This window comes from Pseudomonas sp. PDM26 (assembly GCF_019219185.1).
Lineage (GTDB): Bacteria > Pseudomonadota > Gammaproteobacteria > Pseudomonadales > Pseudomonadaceae > Aquipseudomonas.
In genome coordinates this window covers 1-347 of sequence record NZ_JAHUWC010000052.1, presented here as the reverse complement: position 1 = coordinate 347, position 347 = coordinate 1, and the positions used below count along the sequence as shown (strand labels likewise).

General features: G+C 64.3%; 1 protein-coding gene. It reads right to left on the bottom strand.

Annotated features, from left to right (window positions below):
• Positions 1–347 (bottom strand): hypothetical protein (locus tag KW849_RS31045; RefSeq protein WP_218433905.1); only part of this gene is annotated, 347 nt, incomplete at both ends.

The window sequence follows — 347 nt, the reverse complement described above, 5'->3', positions numbered from 1 at the left end:
GTAGGTCCCGGTGAAGGTCCCGGGGGTGATCGGCCCGGCGTTTTCCCCGAGCGTTACGCGGTCAGCGCCTTGCACATCGTTGCTCAACACATTGCCGCTGAGGGTCAGCAGGGTTTCCGAGGCTGTCGAAGCATGGTTGTCGTCCACGCCCTCCGGCAGGTCGTCGACGATGTTGACGTCGAGTGAACCGGTGGCGGTGGTGCCGTTGTCGTCGACCACTGTCACGGCGAACTGCTCGGGCAGGGTGTTGGCACCGTTGGCCGTCGGGTGCCCTTCGTTGTCATTCAGGGTGTAGCTGTAGCTCACGACACCGGTCGCCGCGTTGAACCCGGTGATGGTCAGCGTGC